Genomic DNA, 16,969 nt, shown 5'->3' on the forward strand with positions numbered 1-16,969 from the left:
ACTCAAGGGATGGAGGAGATGCAAGCATGGATACCACGGAAGCACCGCTTTCCCGTGCAGGCACAGAAACAAAGGCACCGGCCTACATGCCCGGGTTTGGCAACGACTTCGAGACGGAGGCGCTCCCCGGGGCATTGCCGCAGGGCCAGAACAGTCCACAAAAATGCAATTACGGTCTCTACGCCGAACAGCTTTCCGGCTCACCGTTTACCGCTCCGCGCGGAACGAACGAGCGCTCCTGGCTCTACCGCATCAGGCCAAGCGTGCGTCACACGCGCAGATTTTCCAATGTAAGCTATCCCTTCTGGAAATCAGCGCCCTGCCTCAACGATCACGCCCTGCCGCTTGGCCAGCTACGCTGGGATCCCATTCCTGCACCGACAGCGCGCACGGACTTCCTGGCCGGAATCCGTACGATGACAGCAGCCGGCGACGTCATGACCCAGGTCGGTATGGCCGCGCATGCCTACGTCTTCAACGACGACATGGTCGATGACTATTTCTTCAATGCCGATGGCGAATTGCTGATTGTTCCGCAATTCGGCGCCATCCGCGTCTTCACCGAAATGGGGGCGATGGAGGTCGAGCCAGCCGAAATCTGCCTTATCCCCCGCGGCATGATGTTCAAGGTTTCCCGTCTCGGCGACGGAGGCGAATGCCGGGGCTATATCTGCGAGAACTACGGGGCCAAATTTACCATGCCGGATCGTGGGCCGATTGGCGCCAATTGCCTGGCGAACGCCCGTGACTTCAAGACCCCGGTTGCAGCCTTCGAGGATAAGGAAACGCCCTGCCGGGTGCATGTAAAGTGGTGCGGCAGGTTCTATGTGACGGAGATTGATCATTCGCCCCTCGACGTCGTCGCATGGCATGGAAACTACACGCCGTTCAAATATGATCTGCGGACCTTCTCCCCGGTCGGAGCCATTCTCTTCGATCACCCGGATCCCTCGATCTTCACGGTGCTGACGGCACCGAGCGGCGAAGAGGGTACGGCGAATGTCGACTTCGTGATCTTTCCACCACGCTGGCTGGTCGCCGAGCACACCTTCCGACCGCCGTGGTACCATCGCAACATCATGAGCGAGTTCATGGGCCTGATCCACGGACAATATGACGCCAAGGAAAAGGGCTTCGTCCCCGGTGGCATGAGCTTGCACAACATGATGCTGCCGCATGGACCGGACGCGCCCGGCTTCGAAAAGGCGTCCAAGGTGGAGCTGAAGCCGGTCAAGCTCGATCATACAATGGCGTTTATGTTCGAGACCCGTTTCCCGCAGCAATTGACAAAATACGCCGCTGAGCTTGAGACGCTGCAGGACGATTACATCGATTGCTGGGATGGCCTGGAAAGGCGCTTCGATGGAACGCCAGGCGCCAAATAAGCTGTTGAACCCGGACAGATCCCATGAAGCTCGCCACACTCAAAGATTCCACCCGGGACGGCCAGCTGATCGTCGTCTCCCGCGACCTGATGCGCTTTGCCGATGCGCGCGAGGTCGCCGGCACGCTGCAGGCAGCGCTGGACGACTGGTCAACAATCGCGCCACAACTTGCCCGCATCGGCGAGCGGCTGGAAGCCGGCTCGGAGCCATCGCAGTCCTTTGACCCAAGGCTTGTGCATTCACCGCTGCCGCGTGCCTACCAATGGGCAGATGGGTCTGCCTACGTCAACCATGTCGAGTTGGTGCGAAAGGCCAGAAACGCCGAAATGCCGCGAACATTCTATACTGATCCGCTGATGTACCAGGGCGGCTCCGACAGCTTTCTCGCACCGCGCGACCCGATCCTTGCTGCTGACGAGAAGTACGGCATCGACATGGAAGGCGAGGTTGCCGTTATCGTCGACGATGTCCCGATGGGCGCGACACCCGATCAGGCGCTCAACGCAATCCGGCTGGTCGTGCTGGTGAATGACGTGTCGCTACGAGGCCTCATTCCCGACGAACTCGGCAAGGGATTCGGCTTCTTCCAATCGAAGCCGTCATCGGCGTTCTCGCCGGTCGCCGTAACAACAGACGAGCTTGGCGACGCATGGAAGGACGGCAAGATCCATCTTCCCTTGCTGGTGAGCCTGAACGGCATTCCGTTTGGCCGCGCCAATGCCGGTGTGGACATGACATTCGACTTCGGACAGCTCATTTCGCATGCGGCAAAAACACGCCCGCTGACGGCAGGCTCGATCATCGGTTCCGGCACGGTTTCCAACAAGCGTGATGGCGGCCCCGGCAGGCCAATTGCCGAGGGAGGAGACGGATATTCCTGCATTGCCGAGATCAGGATGATCGAGACCATCGAGCACGGCGGACCCAAAACACCCTACCTGCATTTCGGCGATAGGGTTCGCATCGAGATGAACGACGGGCATGGGGCTTCGATATTCGGCGCGATCGAACAGACGGTGGAACGCCACGATGGAGAGAAGCGGCAATGACCGAGATCGTGCTTTTCGACTACTGGCGTTCCTCCGCGAGTTACAGGGTCCGCATCGCGCTGCAAACATTGGGACTTGCCTACAGGACCATCCCGGTGGACCTTCTTACCTGCGCGCATAAGGACCGAGCTTACCTGGAGATCAATCCCCAGGGCCTCCTCCCGAGCCTTTGCATCGACGGGCATACCCTGACGCAATCGTTGGCCATCATCGAATACCTTGCCGAGACAAGGCCAGACAGCGGCTTCCTGCCCGGCGGCGTCGTGGGGCGGCAACGGGTGAGGGCGCTCTCCTATGCCGTCGCGATGGACATTCATCCGATCTGCAACCTCAACGTCGTTTCCCACGTCGCCCGCCTTACCGGTGACGAGGGTGCGCGAACGGAGTGGATGATCAAGTTCATCGGCAGCGGACTGCAGGCCCTGGAACAGATGCTTGATGATCCGACAACAGGCCGCTTCTGCTTTGGCGACACGCCTTCCATGGCCGATTTCTGCCTCGTGCCGCAGGTCTACAACGCTCGGCGCTGGGGCATTGAAATGTCGCCGTTTTCCCGCATCACGCGCATTGCAGATGAGTGCAACATGCTGCCGGCGTTCAGGGCAGCCCATCCGGACGCGGCCAAGCCGGCATAAGTCCAATCCATCGCGAAGCATAGCTTACGCCTGCTGTTGGCAAGCCTTCCACACCGGCTCTTCCTCCGTTCTTCCGCGCATTCCATTGCTCGGCGAGAATAATTTTCGGTGCCTCGGATTGACCCTCGAGAAAAATCGTAGTTTGATTAAATCAAATTGATTGACCAAATAAAATCAAGCTCAAAGAGGGAACCTAAGATAATGAAAACAAGGCATTATTGCGCGTTTTCGCGCCGCGCTATCCTTTTGTCTGCGACCAGCCTCGCAGTCTCTTTGATGACCAACGGAGGCGTCCTCGCAACGCCGGCGAAAGCCGAGGCGATGCTGTCGATGCACATCGAGGAGCAGACCAGCTGGGTCAGGAATTTCAATCCTTTCGACCTTGCGGGCCGACGCCAGAGCACGATGGATTTCATCTACGAGCCGCTGGTTATCTTCAATGCCGATGACGGCGGAAAACCCATTTTCCGGCTGGCGACAAGCTACAAGTTTTCCGACGACCTCAAATCGATCACCTATGTTTTGCGCGATGGCGTCAAATGGTCGGACGGCCAGCCGCTGACGTCCGCAGACGTCAAGTACACGCTGGAACTGATGCTGAAGAACCCGGCGACCGATACGGTAGGTGTCGGTGAGACAGTCGCGTCGGTCGAGGCGCCGTCGCCAAGCGAGGTCAAGATCAACCTCAAGGACGTGAATACCGAATTCCCGGAATCGCTTGCCGATTTCCCTGTCGTACCAGAACATGTCTGGAAGGACGTCGCCGATCCGGTCGCCTTCAAGAACGAAAATCCGGTCGGCTCCGGCCCGATGACCGAGATCCGGCGTTTCACGCCGCAAGTCTACGAACAGTGCCGTAATCCCAACTATTGGGACGCAGCCTCGCTGCGTGTCGATTGCCTTAAACTTCCGCAGATATCGGGCAACGACCAGATGCTGGCACTACTGCCCGAAGGGACGATGGACTGGATCGGTTCGTTCCTGCCGCAGATCGACAAGACATTCGTGACGCTGGACCCGAAGAACAACGGCTATTGGCAGCCACCGGCCGAAACAGTTGCGTTCCAGATGAACCTGAAGACCGGCAATGCAGCAAACGCTCAGGCGTTCAATGATCTCAATTTCCGCCGCGCCTTCAGCCTCGCCATGGATCGCGCTTCGATGGTCGATGTCGCGGGCTTCGGCTATCCGGTCGCAAGCCAGCATGCAAGCGGACTGCCGCCACGCTTCGAAGCCTGGCGCAACAAGGCAGCCGAAGGGGCCGCTGACGAATGGATGGCCTATGACGTCGGCAAGGCAAACAAGGTTCTGGACGATGCCGGCTACAAGAAGGGCGCCGACAATTTCCGGACGACGCCTGACGGGCAGCCGATCGCCTTCACGATCATCATCCCCAACGGCTGGACCGACTGGATAGATGATGCGCAGATCGCCGCTGAGGGGTTGCGTGCGGCCGGCCTCAATGTGTCGGTGGCAACGCCGGAATACGAGCAGTGGCAAAAGCAGTTGCTCGAAGGCAGCTTCGATGTCGCTCTGAACTCCCGCGCCGACGGCTCGACACCCTTCCGTGGCTACTATCAGTCGATGTCGACGGCCTTTGGCGGCCGCATCACGAGTGCAGCGACACGCTACTCCAACCCGAAGCTGGACGAAACGTTCAATGCCTACCGCAAGGCGACCAGCGACGAAGAACGCCGCAAGCTCTTCGACGAGATTCAGGTGATCGTTGCTGACGATATGCCGATGGTGCCCGTGTTCAACGGTCCGACCTGGTATCAGTATTCGACCAAGCGTTTCACCGGCTGGGTGACGGACAAGGAACCCGTCATGAACCCGGAAAACCATGACAACAACCGTATGCGTCTCGTGCACCTGCTGCGTCTGAAGCCCGTGCAATAGGCCGTCGGCCAGGAAAACAACAGCATGCGTATTTCCTCTCGACGCCTTGGCGTCTACACGATCGCGCTGGTGTTTGCGATTGTCATGAATTTCACGGTTCCCCGGCTGATGCCGGGGACTCCCGTCGATGCAATGATCGCCCAACTCGGCTCACGCGCCACACCCGCCGCGATCGAAGCGATCAAGGCGCGCTTCGGCGCGGTCGATGCGCCGATCGCCACCCAGTTCGTTGATTATCTGAAAGGGTTGGCAACGCTCGATCTCGGGGTTTCGGTGAAATATTATCCGCAGACCGTCGTCGCCGTGCTCAGTCGCTCTGCCCTGTGGACCGCCTTCCTGGTCGTCACGGCAATCCTGTTTTCCCTGCTCGTCGGCGTGACGCTCGGCGCGGTGGCCGCGTGGCGGCGCGGCGGCCGTTTCGACACGATCGTTTCACCCTTGTCAGTCGTCATGATTGCCGTTCCGCCGGTGATCATTGCACTGACAACGCTCTTCCTGTTCGGCGTATCGCTCCGCTGGTTTCCCGTCGGCTACGCCTACGATCCAAGCCTGGACCCCGGACTGAATTTCGCGTTCGTCGGCAGCGTCTTCTTTCACGCCATCATGCCGGTGTTGACACTGTCGCCTTATCTCATCGGCGAGTTCCAGACGACGATGCGATCGTCAATGATCTCCGTGCTCGGCGAAGATTACGTCACCATGGGTCGGGCCAAGGGATTGACGTCGATGACCGTGATGTTCGGGTACGGCGCGAGAAACGCCATGCTGCCGGTGTTGACGAACCTCGCACTGATGCTCGGCGCCGTCTTCGGTGGGTCGATCGTTACCGAGATCGTTTTCAACTATCCGGGTCTCGGCCTGACATTGTTTACCGCAAGCGTCGCCCGCGACTATCCCGTGATCCAGGGGCAGCTCCTTATGATGACGATGGCAACACTTGGAGCCAACCTGCTCGTCGACATCATCTACGGTCTTGTTGATCCGAGATTGCGGGAGGCTGCCCAATGAATGCCGCCCTCAAACTGATCCGCCAGCAGCGCAAGGCGATCGTCGGTGTTGTCATCATCTTGGCACTTTGCCTGATGGCGATCCTGGCGCCGGTCATCGCACCGAAAAACCCCAGCGCGCGCGTCGGCCGCTCGCATCAGCCTCCAACGATCGAGCACGTCATGGGCACGACGAAGATGGGCCGCGATGTCTACACCCAGTTCGTCTGGGGAGCGCGCACATCGATCGCGGTCGGCTTTGCAACAGGCATCGCCATCACGGCTCTTGGCACGGTGATCGGCCTGATTGCCGGCTACGTCGGCGGTCGCACGGATGCAGCGCTCGACCTTGCGACGAATGCGGTCCTTGTCATACCCAACATACCGCTTCTCATCCTGCTTGCATCGTTTGCCGGCACCGTCGGGCCGCTCGCGATCATGGCTATCATCGCCCTGACCTCCTGGCCCTGGGGAGCGCGCATGACCCGATCGCAAACGCTGGCACTGCGGACCCGCGATTTCGTCACTGCTGCGAGAATGATCGGCGAGCCGGGATGGCGCATCGTCTTTGTCGAGCTCCTGCCAAACCTGTTGCCGCTTATCGGCATCAATCTGGTCGGTAGCATCATCTACGCGATCGTCGCGCAAACCACGCTCGAATACCTCGGCTTCGGCGACCCCTTGCAGGTCAGTTGGGGAACCATGCTCTACAACGCGCAGAACTCATCGGCGATCATCCTTGGCGCGTGGTGGGATATCGGAGCGCCGGCCGCCGGCATCGCACTGATTGGCCTCGGCCTGGCGCTTGTCAATTTCACCTTTGACGAGATTGCCAATCCGCAGCTTCGTTCCGGCCCTGCGCTCAGCCGCTGGCTCAGGCTCAATCGGGCACGCAATCGCAATCTGGAGGCTGCCCGATGAGCAATGATCTCCTTGAGATACGCGACCTCAACGTTGACTATCTGCTGGAGCGGGGCGAGTTCCGCGCAGTGAAGGATGTGTCCTTCACCATCGGCCGAGGCGAGCTGTTCGGCCTTGCTGGCGAGTCGGGCTGCGGCAAGAGCACGATCGCCTATGCCATAACGCGTCTTTCGAAACCGCCCGCCTGGGTCGCCAGCGGAAAGATCCTCCTGGACGGACAGGACCTCTTGCAGTTGCCGCAAGGGGAGATGCAGAAGATCCGCTGGAAACGCGTCGGCATGGTCTTTCAAAGTGCAATGAACTCGTTGAACCCGCTCATGCGGGTCGATGCGCAGTTTCATGACGTGCTGCATCGGCACACCGGGTGCTCGAAAAGCCAATCGCGCCAGCAGGCCGAGGCAATGTTCAAGCTGGTCGGTATTCCAACCAGCCGAGTATCGGACTATCCGCATCAATTCAGCGGTGGCATGCGCCAGCGCATCGTGATTGCAATCTGCCTGGCTCTGAGGCCCGAACTGATTATCATGGACGAGCCGACGACCGCGCTCGACGTCGTTGTGCAGCGGGAGATCCTCGAGCAGGTCATCGACCTGCAACGAACCTACGGCTTCTCGGTGCTGTTCATCACCCACGACCTGCACCTGATGGCACAGCTCTGCCACCGGATTGGGGTCATGCTGAAAGGCGAACTCGTCGAGGTCGGCGATGTCAGGCAAGTTAGCCAGGCGCCGGCGCACGACTACACCCGCAAACTGTGGAAGGCCATACCGCAGCTCCCCGGCCAGCGTCTGGTGGGAGCGATCGCATGACCACGAGCTCTCAACTGTCTACGGTTTCGTCCGAACCCGTGATCCGTCTGACCGATATCGAACGCCGCTTCGGTCCTGTCCACGCCTTGCGCGGGATCTCGCTATCGCTCAATCCCGGCAGAGCTCTTGCGCTCGTCGGAGAATCAGGCTGCGGCAAGACGACATGCGCGCGCATCATCGCGCGTATGGATCAGCCGACGTCGGGCAAGCTTTGGTTCAAGGGACGCGATTTCACCGCCGTCGGCCCCGCCGTGGATGAACGCGCCTATCGGCGGGAAGTACAGATGGTGTTTCAGGATCCATTCTCCTCGCTCAATCCGGTCTTTTCGATCGAGTACCACTTGTCGCGACCGCTAACCCTGCACAAGCATGCAAAGGGCAGGGCCGCCCTGTCGGACGCCGTCTCGACGCTCCTTGCCGAGGTTGGGCTCGATGCTGCCATCACCAAACGGAAGTTTCCGCACGAGCTCTCGGGCGGCCAGCGCCAACGCGTCAACATCGCGCGCGCACTCGCGGTCGCGCCGGGTGTACTCGTGGCCGACGAACCAACGTCCATGCTCGACGTCTCGATCCGCATGGGAATTCTGGATCTTCTTGCTCGCATCAAGCGTGAAAAGAACCTCGCACTTCTCTACATCACCCACGACATAGCCACGGCCGCGCACGTCGCTGAGGAAATTGTCGTGATGTTTGCCGGTCAAATGGTCGAATGGGGGGATACAAATTCTGTCATCGGCAGTCCGCGGCACCGATACACGCAACTGCTGCTGTCGGCCGTGCCCGATGGCGCCAAGCCGTTCGTCACCGGAGGAAGCGCCCGCTTTCTCGAGCAGGCCGAAAAGGTCCGTGCCATGAGCCGGCCGCCATCGACGGCGGTCGAACAGGTCGGGCCAAACCATTTTGTCCGCCCGCTTGTGGCATCGAATTAAGGGAGGCGGTCTTGGATTATCTCGTCAATCTGTCGGTTCTTGAGCCAAACGCGGATGTCACAGCCAGGATGAAGGATCTTGGTGTGACGATCCGACGCCCACTCGCTCCGGAAGCCAGGCTCGTGACCAAATGGGTCGCAGATGAATTTGGCGACGGCTGGGCGAGCGAGACGGCTGTCGCACTGACTCGCCAGCCGCCAACCTGCTTTATCGCGACCCGTGACCAGCGCCTGGTCGGTTTTGCCTGCCATGAATCCATTGCGCGCAGTTTTTTCGGGCCGACCGGCGTCGAAGAAGGATCGCGTGGGCTCGGGATCGGGCATGCACTGCTGCTTGCCAGCCTCTTCGATCTCAGGACCATGGGCTACGGATACGCCATCATTGGCGATGTCGGGCCTGCCGCCTTTTACGAGAAAGCCGTCGGCGCCATGCCGATCCCCAATTCCGCTCCCGGCGTCTATGCCGGAATGCTCAGAACCTAGTCCTCGCAACGTTATCAAGAGATGATCATGTCGATACAGCGCCAACCCGCCCTGCGGCTCGAAACCTCATGGTTGCCAGCTTCGGAAGAACGAGCTCAGGCCTATACGCTCAGCCTCAAGAACCTTTCATCGAATTCGATCGCCAAATTCGCCCTTTGCGTCAGTGGACCCGGACGGGTGGATCCGGCGGTGCTTATCGAGGGTGGCACGATCGGCCGCCGGCTTTCGAACTTCACCGAATTCCTGCCGCCTGCCAACTTCGAGCTTGAGGCAGGCAAGACATGGACGTTGACCATCTCCGCTCTCAGCTGGTCGTTCCAGCACTGGACGGATGGCGCAACCGGCGCCTATGTGGCGTTTGCCGACGGCAGCACGCTGTCGCTTTCGGTCTCGCCGACCCGATCGCTTGCCAACAATGCGCCATTGAGGCGTGGCGCCGAAATCTATCCCGTACCGGCCAATCCGCCGGAGCCTGTCGCAATCGTGCCGTGGCCGAACGAGGTGTCGGTATCGGGCACGCGTTCGCTCCCTCCGGGCTTTGCGCTAAACGCCAGCAATCCTGAGGCGATTGCGGCGGCGGCTGCCTTTACCGGCCTCGTCGAACAGCTCTTTGCCGTCGAGGGTATCGTGCGTCCCGCCTCCGAAGGCGGAATGCCTGTGATACTTGACGTCGTCGATGGCTTCGCGCCAGAGGCATATCGTGTGTCCTTCGCCGGCGATACCGTACGCGTTTGTGCCAGCACGCAGACCGGCTTGCTCTATGGTCTGATCACGCTTGGCCAGATCTGGCGCGGAGCGCATCTTTATCCGCACGCGTTCCGCTTCCCCGTCGCAGGCGAGATCCGCGATGAGCCATCCATGGGATGGCGGGGCCTGCATCTCGACGTTGCCCGCCAGTTCTACGGCAAGGCTGAAATCAAGCAGCTGCTCAGCATCCTCGCCTGGAACAAGGTCAACCGCTTCCATTGGCACCTCTCCGACGATGAGGCCTGGCGCGTTGAAATCGACGCCTATCCAGCCCTCACTGAAGTCGGCGCCTGGCGTGGACATGGCCTTGCCATTCCGCCACTCCTCGGCTCGGGCGCGGCACGCACCGGCGGTTATTACACCAAGGCTGCGGTGCGCGAGATCGTCGCCCATGCCAAGTCGCTCGGCATCGAGGTCGTGCCGGAGATCGACGTGCCCGGACATTGCTATGCCATGCAACAGGCGATCCCCGAGCTGCGTGATCCACAGGAGGTCGGAAGCTATTTTTCCGTCCAGGGCTTCCCCGACAACTGCGTGAACCCCGCGCGCGAGAAAACATATGAGGTTCTCGAGACCATCCTGAGCGAACTGATCGAGCTCTTTCCCTTCAAGACGATCCATATCGGCGCCGACGAGGTGCCCCTTGGCGCCTGGTCGGGCTCGCCGGAAGCCTTGGCGCGGCTGCGCGAGATCGGCGGAGACGCCATGGCCAACACCCACGCCAAGCGCCTCAACGTCATCACCAACACGCATGGCGCTGACGAAATCGACGGATCGGGGGCCGCTGTTTTGCAATCCATCTTTCTCGAAAGGATCCAGACGTTCCTCGCCGAACAAGGCTGCATCACCGGCGGATGGGAAGAAGCAGCGCACGGCAACGTCATCGACAAGGCAAAGAGCTATCTCTGTGGCTGGCGCAGCGTCGAGGTCTCGGCAGCGCTGGCCGGCCAGGGTTACGAGATGGTGGTGTGCCCTGGGCAGGTCTACTACCTCGATATGGCAAACAGCCCCGACTGGGACGAGCCTGGTGCCAGCTGGGCCGGCTGGTCAGAGCCGGAAAAGCTCTACAACTTCGATCCTGTCGAAGGCTGGAGTGACGAGCAAAAGAAGAAGTTGCGCGGCATCCAGGCCTGCATATGGTCGGAACCGATGACCGATCGTGCGGTCTTCGATCGCCTGGTGTTCCCGCGGATCTCGGCGCTTGCCGAAAGCGCCTGGACGAAGCCGGCCTGCAAGTCCTGGGAGCGCTTCAAGGCGGTCGCCGGATTGATGCCGGTCCTCTATGCCTATCCCTGAGGCTATCGGCCGAGAGGCTTTTGAAGGACATCGAACTGCGGGTTCGTTTCCGAAAAGATCGGCAGTGCCGCGGCGCCCAAAATCGCCGTGTCCCTGCCGGTAGCCCCGATCATGATGCGGGGAAGGTTTCGTTCCTCCCCCGGATTAACCGGCGTATATAGGGGTTCCAGCTGACGAGCGAGGCGCTGCAGCAGCGATGGAGGCATCGAACCGCCAAGCACGATAGTCTGCGGATCGAAGGCCAACTCCAGAAAATCGATCGTCTGACGCATGGGCTCAGCGGCAGCCTTTGACCAGGCGTCAATGCGACTGTTGCCTTGCTCGACAAGGGCGGCCAGAATTTCAGGATCGTGCTGTCTCGAACCACGAATCTCGAGATATTCATAGGCCGAGCCGAGCGAGACATAGCGGTCCAGACAGCCACGCTTGCCGCACACGCAGGGCAGACCATTCGGAACCACGATCATATGGCCAATCTCGCCGGCATTGCTGCGGCTTCCCTTGTAAAGATGGCCGTCAAGGAACATGCCGGCGCCAATGCCACCGCCGAGAAACAGATAGACGAAGCTGCTCAGGCCACGGGCAACGCCATAGAGGCGCTCGCCGATCGCAGCAGCGGTGGCGTCGTTTTCGACAAGGACGGGCACGCCAACAAGCTCGGCAAGTTTTCTGGCCACGGGGAAGCCCTGCCAGCCAGGAAGCGTCACCGGGCTCAAAGATGTGACACCTTCGGCGGCATAACGCCCCGGCATCGCGATACCGACACCCAGGAGGCGGGCGCGATCGAAGCGGAAGCTGTGTTGCAGTTCATCGGCGATACCGGCAAGGATCGGCATCGCCGCGGCAGGCGCCGGCCTGTCGACGGCCTTCTCGATCCTGGCTCGGACACTTCCCGAAAGATCGGTCAGAACGCCAACAGCGTGATCCCGCTCCAGCTCCAGGCCAATGGAATAGGCACCGTTTGGATTGATCGAGTAGGGCGTGATCGGCTGTCCACGAGCCGCCTTCTGCGGGGCTTCTGCCTTCAGTAGCTCGGACCCTTCCAGCTCTTCGACGATATTGGATACCGTTTGCGTGCTGAGCGCCGTCAACCGGGCCAGTGCCGCCCGCGACAACGGCCCATTCGTTCGGATCGCCTCGATCACGACACGCCGATTGTGCGATTTTGCCTGCTCTAGGTTGGTGCCTGAAATTGCCTTCATTGACTCGACTTGCGGGAGTTCAAACCAAACGCGTGCCTTACCGCATAAGGGGTTCCGCCCCGGATATCCAGCGGTTTGCGTTGAGTGTCGCGAGCGAAACTGAAGGATTGCGGTGCTGAATTGGCGCAGCGACTTTTTTCGGAGTTCGAGGCCGCAGCAGGACTGCGTATGTCGGGCCGGGTTGACAGCATGGGAAGCGCATGTCACTTATGTAACTAACTGGTTATTTATTTGCGAGGAGGACGGAAATGGCGACGATATCGCTCGGCATCATCATGCATGGAATCACGGGCCGCATGGGTTACAACCAGCATCTGGTGCGGTCCATTCTGGCGATCCGGGAGCAAGGCGGGCTTCAACTTTCCAACGGCGACCGCCTGATGCCCGATCCGATCCTCGTCGGACGTAATGCCGACAAGATCGAAGCGATCGCCCGCAGGCACGGCCTGACGCGCACGACGACCGATCTCGACAGCGCGCTTGCTGATCCGAACAACAAGGTCTTCTTCGACGCCGGCTCCACGCAAATGCGCGTCTCGCTGCTCAAAAAGGCAATCGAAGCGGGCAAGCATGTCTATTGCGAAAAGCCGATCTCGGAGACGCTTGAGGAGGCGCTTAGCGTGGCTAAGCTCGCCGAAGAGCGCTGTGTCAAGAACGGCGTCGTTCAAGACAAACTCTACTTGCCGGGACTGCGCAAGATCGCGCTTTTGAAGGACAGCGGCTTCTTCGGCAAGATCCTCTCGGTGCGCGGCGAATTTGGCTACTGGGTGTTCGAAGGGGATTGGGGCGTAAAGGCGCAGCGTCCCTCCTGGAACTATCGCGCCGCCGACGGTGGCGGCATGATCCTCGATATGCTGCCGCACTGGCGCTACGTACTCGACAACCTCTTTGGTGAGGTCAAGGCTGTCAGTTGCTATGCCTCCACCCATATTCCGAGCCGCGTCGACGAGAGCGGAAAGACCTATCGGGCCGATGCCGACGACGCAGCCTATTCGACCTTCGAGCTTGAGGGCGGCATCGTCGCCCACATCAATTCGTCCTGGGCAGTGCGCGTGCGTCGCGACGACCTCGTGACCTTCCAGGTCGACGGCACACACGGATCAGCAGTTTGCGGTTTGACGAAGTGCTGGACCCAGCATCGCGTCAATACGCCAAAGCCGGTCTGGAACCCGGACCAGCCACAGGCGATCAACTTCTACGAGACCTGGGACGAGGTGCCGGAAACCCAGGTGTTCGACAACGGCTTCAAGGCCCAGTGGGAGGACTACCTGCGCTACGTCGTTGAGGACGCACCATGGAAATTCACCCTGCGCGAGGGCGCCAAGGGAGTTCAACTCGCCGAACTGGCCCACAAGAGCTGGAAAGAGCGCCGCTGGGTGGATGTTCCCTCGCTCGCCGACGGGTCCGTTCGCAAGGTTGCGTGACGACCATGACAGCAACACTTCGTCTTCCCCTGTCCGGCGGTACCCTCAAGGATTACACCGTCGCCAACACACCGCTTGCAGCACCGGAGCCACCGGCCGGCAGGCACGCCTTCAACCGCGTCGCCTTTGCGGCCGCCCACGTGGTGGTCGATCCGTTGGCCGACAACGATCCCTGGCTCGATCGCAGCATCGATTGGGAGCGCACGGTCGCGTTCCGTGAATACCTTTGGGATCTCGGCCTCGGCGTCGCCGAGGCCATGGACACTGCCCAGCGCGGCATGGGGCTTGACTGGACGGGCGCCAAGGAACTGATTGCCAATGTCCAATCGGCTGCGCGCAAACGCCCTGATGCGCTGATCGCCTACGGCGCCGGCACCGACCATCTGTCCCCCGGGCGTGATATCAGCATCGACGACGTGATCCGCGCCTATGAGGAGCAGGTCGCCTACGTCGAAGGACAGGGCGGCCGGATCATCCTCATGGCAAGCCGGGCCCTTGCGGCGGCCGCCAAGAGCCCGGAGGATTACGTGCAGGTCTATGACCGCATTCTGCGGCAGGTTCGCCGGCCGGTAATCATTCATTGGCTGGGGGACATGTTCGATCCCGCGCTGGCGGGCTACTGGGGTTCGCAAAATGACATGCAGGCGATGGAAACGGCAGTCGCGATCATCAACGACCACGCAAGCAAGGTGGACGGCGTGAAGATTTCTCTACTGTCGGCGGAAAAGGAGATCGTCATGCGCCGCAGGCTTGATCCGGCGGTCAAGATGTACACCGGCGACGACTTCAACTATGCGGAGCTTATCGCCGGGGACGAACAAGGCTACTCGCATGCCCTGCTCGGCATTTTTGACGCCATCGCCCCTGCTGCCAGCGCTGCCCTGCACAAGCTCGCCGCAAACGATCTCACCGGCTTCCACAATATCCTGGCACCGACCGTGCCCCTGTCCCGGCATATCTTCAAGGCGCCGACCCGGTTCTATAAGACCGGCGTCGTCTTCCTGGCCTATCTCAACGGCTTCCAGAACCACTTCCAGATGCTCGGCGGCCAGCAGAGCGCGCGCTCGATCACGCACCTTGCGGAACTGTTCCGCCTTGCCGACCAGGCCCGCGTCCTTAGCGACCCGGATCTCGCCACCCAACGAATGAAAGCAATCCTCGCTACGGCAGGAATCTAACAACACCACGGCATCCGCCTCGCATCGGCGAGGTGAGGGAGGACAACGCATGGCTGTCGACGGCCTTTCGATCAATCTCGCGACGGTTCGAGAACAGTACAATATGAAGCAGGCCGTCGAGGCGTGCCTCAAGCAGGATATCGTGGCGATCGCTCCCTGGCGCGATCAGGTTCACGCCATCGGGCTTTCGGAAGCCGCCCGTATCGTCGCCGATAACAAGTTGCGTGTGACCGGCCTTTGCCGCGGCGGCATGTTCCCAGCCGCCGATGCCGCGGCACGCGCCGCCGCCATTGACGACAACCGGAAGGCCATTGACGAAGCTGCAGCTCTCAACGCCGACTGCCTCGTCCTTGTCGTCGGTGGTCTGCCCGCAGGATCCCGGGATATTGCGCATGCGCGCGAAATGGTTGCCGATGGGATCGGCGCAATCCTCCCGCACGCGCGCGCCGCCGGCATACCGCTAGCCATCGAACCGCTGCATCCGATGTATGCCGCAGACCGCGCCTGCGTGAATACGCTCGAGCAGGCACTCGATATCTGCGACCTGCTTGGCGACGGCGTTGGCGTTGCCATCGACGTTTATCATGTCTGGTGGGATCCGAAACTCATGCAGCAGATCGCGCGCGCCGGCGCGTCTGGCCGCATCCTCGCACACCACATCTGCGACTGGCTGGTTCCGACAACGGATCTCCTGCTCGACCGCGGAATGATGGGAGACGGCGTCATAGACCTCAAGGGAATCCGGCGCGCGATCGAAATGGCCGGCTATGGGGGCGCCCAGGAGGTGGAGATTTTTTCGGCCGGAAATTGGTGGAAACGGCCCGGCGAAAAGGTGCTTTCGACCTGCGTTGATCGCTTCCGAAGCGTTTGCTGACGGTCACGGTGCAAATTTCGAGGGCGGCTTTCCAACGAGGCTGGTCGGCAAGGTTCACCCTTCGCGCATCGCATAAGGTCCTCACGGGTTCGAGATCGCATCAGCTAATGTCAGCCAACCTCGACGTTCAAGATCGTGCGGAAAGTGCCGCCATGGATTTGTTCCGCCGGGATATTTGAACCGGCAGTCATGCTGATCTGGCCTCGCTGGAGACAAGCTAAATCCTTGGATATTCGTATATATTTTCGTATACGGCAGCTAACGCCGCATTCGCTTCCGCTAGATCTTATTGATCTGGTCGGAGACAGGGGCCGGAGAAAATTCCATCAAATGCGCTTTTGGGCCCAGTTCGGCCACTTTGGGCCTCTTGCGGACGCCCCGTGCATCGGAAGGGCCACCAATAGAATCTCGGAGAAGACGGTGATTTGTCAACCGCATTTCGCCGGCTCGCGGGGAAAACAACAACGGGTGAGGGTGCTGGCTCGGCCGGCTTTGGGGCGAACTGGCCATCTCCAACGGCAGTACACGATACGGCTTCCCAAATGTTCCCCGCGGGGAACTCTATCCAAATCGCAAAATACTGCAGCCCGCTCCGCCGCCAATGAGGATGCAGCCGGCCGATCCAACGCCGGGACAGCCGACAGCCAGCACCGCGGCTAGTCGCCGACGCGAGGCTTAGCGAGCCGGGTGGCTCACTGGCAACCCTGCCAGCCATCCCAAGCACGATCTCAAAATGCCTCCTAGGTTTCCCTGAAAACGGCATCGTGGGATAGCTGCCTGACGAAATGTTCCCCGCGGGGAACTTTTCCGCTCCCCACAAAGACAGCAGTTCGACGCACCACCAGTGAGGGTGTTTGCGGCCCATCCGCAGCGGTCCCGACCAACGGCGAGAGCAGTGCCTGGCCACCCACCGCCTCGCCAATGCCGTTCCGCACGCCAGTGCCCGCGTTCCCGCCGCCACCACCCTGAACAACACTTGCCCGCGTCCTTCTGCCTTCCACCTTGATCAAACGAGAGCTTTTCCAGCATCCCCAGTGATCGGCCGGCGGCCCATGCCGCGCGTTCAAACGCCACAGCTGGCTCTCAGGAAAGTGCCCATCAAAGCCGTGCCACCTCTCCCGGGGCGCGCGCAGTGATGTTCAAGACGATGCTA

14 protein-coding genes are annotated in these 16,969 nt (G+C 60.6%); 13 read left to right on the forward strand and 1 reads right to left on the reverse strand.

Going from position 1 to position 16,969, the window contains the following annotated elements; translation table 11 throughout:
- Window positions 1-26 precede the first annotated feature (26 nt).
- The 10 genes from hmgA (at window position 27) to ATY79_RS28125 (ending at window position 11,138) form a co-directional block, all read left to right on the forward strand.
- A complete protein-coding gene (gene hmgA, locus ATY79_RS28080) occupies window positions 27-1,385 on the forward strand; it encodes a homogentisate 1,2-dioxygenase (protein ID WP_088705523.1) in 1,359 nt (452 codons plus the stop codon).
- 23 nt (window positions 1,386-1,408) lie between these two features.
- Window positions 1,409-2,434 (forward strand): fumarylacetoacetate hydrolase family protein, encoded by a 1,026-nt coding sequence (locus tag ATY79_RS28085; RefSeq protein ID WP_088705524.1) that lies wholly within the window; start codon window positions 1,409-1,411, stop codon window positions 2,432-2,434.
- On the forward strand, window positions 2,431-3,069 hold the full coding sequence (gene maiA, locus ATY79_RS28090; protein WP_088705525.1) for a maleylacetoacetate isomerase: 639 nt from the start codon (window positions 2,431-2,433) through the stop codon (window positions 3,067-3,069). The genes ATY79_RS28085 and maiA overlap by 4 nt, the downstream gene beginning before the upstream one ends.
- Window positions 3,070-3,270: 201 nt before the next feature.
- A complete protein-coding gene (locus tag ATY79_RS28095) occupies window positions 3,271-4,968 on the forward strand; it encodes an ABC transporter substrate-binding protein (protein WP_088705526.1) in 1,698 nt (565 codons plus the stop codon).
- Between the two features lie 24 nt (window positions 4,969-4,992).
- Complete coding sequence (locus tag ATY79_RS28100; RefSeq protein WP_088705527.1) at window positions 4,993-5,976, forward strand: ABC transporter permease; 984 nt, start codon at window positions 4,993-4,995, stop codon at window positions 5,974-5,976.
- A complete protein-coding gene (locus tag ATY79_RS28105; RefSeq protein WP_088705528.1) occupies window positions 5,973-6,875 on the forward strand; it encodes an ABC transporter permease in 903 nt (300 codons plus the stop codon). The genes ATY79_RS28100 and ATY79_RS28105 overlap by 4 nt, the downstream gene beginning before the upstream one ends.
- Window positions 6,872-7,684: an ABC transporter ATP-binding protein gene (locus ATY79_RS28110; protein WP_088705529.1), complete on the forward strand. Its 813-nt coding sequence runs from the start codon at window positions 6,872-6,874 to the stop codon at window positions 7,682-7,684. Before ATY79_RS28105 ends, ATY79_RS28110 begins: the two co-directional genes overlap by 4 nt.
- Window positions 7,681-8,613 carry an ABC transporter ATP-binding protein gene (locus ATY79_RS28115; protein WP_088705530.1) on the forward strand — a complete coding sequence of 311 codons (933 nt, stop codon included), beginning with the start codon at window positions 7,681-7,683 and terminating at the stop codon, window positions 8,611-8,613. The genes ATY79_RS28110 and ATY79_RS28115 overlap by 4 nt, the downstream gene beginning before the upstream one ends.
- A gap of 11 nt (window positions 8,614-8,624) precedes the next feature.
- Window positions 8,625-9,095 (forward strand): GNAT family N-acetyltransferase, encoded by a 471-nt coding sequence (locus ATY79_RS28120; protein WP_088705531.1) that lies wholly within the window; start codon window positions 8,625-8,627, stop codon window positions 9,093-9,095.
- A gap of 21 nt (window positions 9,096-9,116) precedes the next feature.
- A complete protein-coding gene (locus ATY79_RS28125) occupies window positions 9,117-11,138 on the forward strand; it encodes a beta-N-acetylhexosaminidase (RefSeq protein ID WP_189638084.1) in 2,022 nt (673 codons plus the stop codon).
- 2 nt (window positions 11,139-11,140) lie between these two features.
- On the opposite strand, the gene ATY79_RS28130 is transcribed toward ATY79_RS28125, so the two are convergent.
- Window positions 11,141-12,340 (reverse strand): ROK family transcriptional regulator, encoded by a 1,200-nt coding sequence (locus tag ATY79_RS28130; RefSeq protein ID WP_088705532.1) that lies wholly within the window; start codon window positions 12,338-12,340, stop codon window positions 11,141-11,143.
- A 248-nt stretch (window positions 12,341-12,588) separates the two neighbouring features.
- Between ATY79_RS28130 and ATY79_RS28135 the strand changes: the two genes are divergently transcribed.
- The 3 genes from ATY79_RS28135 to ATY79_RS28145 are packed head-to-tail and all read left to right on the forward strand — an operon-like array spanning window position 12,589 to window position 15,816.
- Complete coding sequence (locus ATY79_RS28135; protein ID WP_088705533.1) at window positions 12,589-13,764, forward strand: Gfo/Idh/MocA family oxidoreductase; 1,176 nt, start codon at window positions 12,589-12,591, stop codon at window positions 13,762-13,764.
- A 5-nt stretch (window positions 13,765-13,769) separates the two neighbouring features.
- The gene (locus tag ATY79_RS28140; RefSeq protein WP_088705676.1) at window positions 13,770-14,942 is read left to right on the forward strand and encodes a dihydrodipicolinate synthase family protein; all 1,173 of its coding nucleotides are present in this window, start codon (window positions 13,770-13,772) and stop codon (window positions 14,940-14,942) included.
- A gap of 49 nt (window positions 14,943-14,991) precedes the next feature.
- Window positions 14,992-15,816, forward strand: a complete 825-nt coding sequence (locus tag ATY79_RS28145; RefSeq protein WP_088705534.1) for a sugar phosphate isomerase/epimerase — start codon at window positions 14,992-14,994, stop codon at window positions 15,814-15,816.
- Window positions 15,817-16,969 lie beyond the last annotated feature (1,153 nt).

This window comes from Rhizobium sp. R693, assembly GCF_002211315.1.
In the GTDB taxonomy this organism is placed as follows: Bacteria; Pseudomonadota; Alphaproteobacteria; order Rhizobiales; family Rhizobiaceae; genus Rhizobium.